The following is a 2,215-nucleotide window of genomic DNA, read 5'->3' as shown; positions in this document are numbered from 1 at the left end:
TGTCAACGCCGGGCCAAAGTTGACCCCCTGTTGCCGATCGAAAGTTGACCCCTCGGGGGTCGGTTTAGCGGTTGGTGGTGCTGGTGGGTCGGTGTGCTCTGGTGCGCCAGGAGTCGCCGTCGAGGGCGATGACGGTGGCGTGGTGGACGAGTCGGTCGATGGTGGCAGCGGCGACGATGTCGTCGCCGAGGGTCTGGCCCCAGGCGGAGAACGCGAGGTTGCTGGTGACGATGACCGAGCCGGTCTCGTAGCGGCTGGCGACGAGTTGGAAGAACAGGCTGGCTGCGGCGGCGTCCAGCGGGAGATAGCCGACCTCGTCGATGATCAGTAGGCGGTAGCGGTTGAGTTTGCGGAGCTCGGTGTCCAAGGTGTTGCGGTCGTGGGCGGCGGCCAGGCGGTGCAGCCAGCCGGTGGTGGAGGCGAACGCGACGGGGTAGCCGGCCTCGCAGGCCTTGTGGCCGATGGCGATGGCCAGGTGGGTCTTGCCCACCCCGGGTGGGCCGAGCAGGACGGCGTTCTCCCGGCGGCCGATGAAGGTGGTGGTCGCCAGGTGGGCGAGGGTGTCGCGGGTGGCGGCGGGCAGGTGGATGAAGGTGAAGTCCTCCAGGGTCTTGGTCTGCGGGAAGTGCGCGCCGTTAACCCGTAGCCGGGTGCCGTTGGTGGTGCGGGAGGCGACCTGGCGGGCCAGCACGGCAGCCAGGTAGGTCTCGTGCGACCAGGCCTCGGTGCGGGCCTGGTCGGCCAGGGGGTGGAAGGTGTCGGCGATGACCGGGGTCTTCAGCTCCCGGGCCAGCAGCGCGATCTCGGCGTCGACGTCAGCGGGCTTCATGACCGCACCACCGTCAGCGCCGGCTTCATCCGGCCACCGGCACCGGCACCGGCACCGGTACCGGCATCGCTGGCCGGGGGCTCAGGTTGCAGGGTGAGCCCGAAGACGGTGTCGTAGTCGGTCAGGGCGCGGCGGGCCACCACGTCCCCGGGCCGGGCTGTGGCGGTGGGCTGGCCGGTGGTGCGTTGCCGGGTCTGGAAGGCCTGCCGCAGGCCTTTGGCGGTGGCGACGTGGGCGGGGTCGGTGACGTTCTGGGCTCGGGCCCAAGACCGCTGGTGGTCAGCGACCAGCTGCCCGGCGCAGTGGGCCTGCATCCGGTCCAGCCCGCAGCTCACCTCGATCATCCGGCCGATGACGGTGGGGTCGACGCTGTAGTCGTTGCCGGCGACCCGCACGTAGTAGTCCCGGCCCAGGCGCACCTGCGTCTGCCAGCCGACTCGGGGCGGAACCGGCGGCAGCCCGGCCATCGCGGCCCGGTCGGCGGTGATCAGCGCGGCAGGGGTCTGTCCGGTGGTCCGGACCAGCCGCTGGTTGGCCCGCGGCAGCCAGTCGGTGAGCTGGCCGTTGAAGTCGGCCGGGTCGGTGAAGGTCCGGCCGGGCATGAAGGAGGTCTGCAGGAACCCGTTGGCTCGCTCGACCACGCCCTTGGTTTCCGGGTCCCGCGCCGGCGCCTGCCAGATCCGGGTGCCCAGCGTTCCGGCGAACGATCGGGCGCCGACGGTCAGGTGTTGGTGCTGCCCGATGCCGGGTTCGTTGTCCCAGACCAGCATCTTGGGCACCGCGCCGAGCAGCTTCAGCAGCACCCACATCCCGGCGATGAGGTCTCCGGTGGTGCGCGAGGGCACCGCTGTGGCCATCACCCAGCGGGAGAACGCCGACACCATCGTCAGCACCGGTGGCGCGAGCAACTGCCCGGGGCCGACCGGAACCACTGCGGCGGGGAACCACAGGTCGCACTGCACGATCTCCCCGGCGGCGTAAGTGGTGCGGTCGGCGGGGTCGGCTGGCCGGTAGCGCGGCCGCAGCACCGCCACCCGGGCCCGCAGCACCGAGCTGGCCCCGGTGTACTCGAGTCGTTCGGCGATCACCGTCGCCGGCATGTCCGGGAACTCCGCCAGCAGCGCGCAGATATGGGGCTCCAGTGCGTCCAGACTCGAGCCCTTCGCCGGCCGCTGATAGCGCGGCGGCTCCGCCGCCGCCAGCGCCGCCCGGACGGTGTTGCGGGCCACCCCGAGTCGACGGGCGATCGCCTTGATCGGCATGTCTTCTGACAGGTGGAGCCGACGGATCTCAGCCCAGTTCTCCACAGTGATCACTCCCAAGGTTCACCGGGGGGTCAAAGTTCAACCGGCGCCAGGGGGTCAGTCTTCAGTCGGCATCGACACC

2 protein-coding genes are annotated in these 2,215 nt (G+C 70.9%); both read right to left on the bottom strand.

Annotated elements, in window-relative coordinates; all coding sequences use genetic code 11:
• Positions 1–64 precede the first annotated feature (64 nt).
• A complete protein-coding gene (gene istB / locus IN07_RS19755) occupies positions 65–829 on the bottom strand; it encodes an IS21-like element helper ATPase IstB (RefSeq protein WP_036339341.1) in 765 nt (254 codons plus the stop codon).
• A complete protein-coding gene (gene istA / locus IN07_RS19750; protein WP_052091537.1) occupies positions 826–2,145 on the bottom strand; it encodes an IS21 family transposase in 1,320 nt (439 codons plus the stop codon). Before istA ends, istB begins: the two co-directional genes overlap by 4 nt.
• Positions 2,146–2,215: the final 70 nt, after the last annotated feature.

Origin of the sequence: Modestobacter caceresii (assembly GCF_000761485.1) — a bacterium.
Classification (GTDB): Bacteria; Actinomycetota; Actinomycetes; order Mycobacteriales; family Geodermatophilaceae; genus Modestobacter; species Modestobacter caceresii.
Note: the sequence above shows the minus strand (reverse complement) of the source record. Positions and strands in the feature narration are given on the sequence as shown.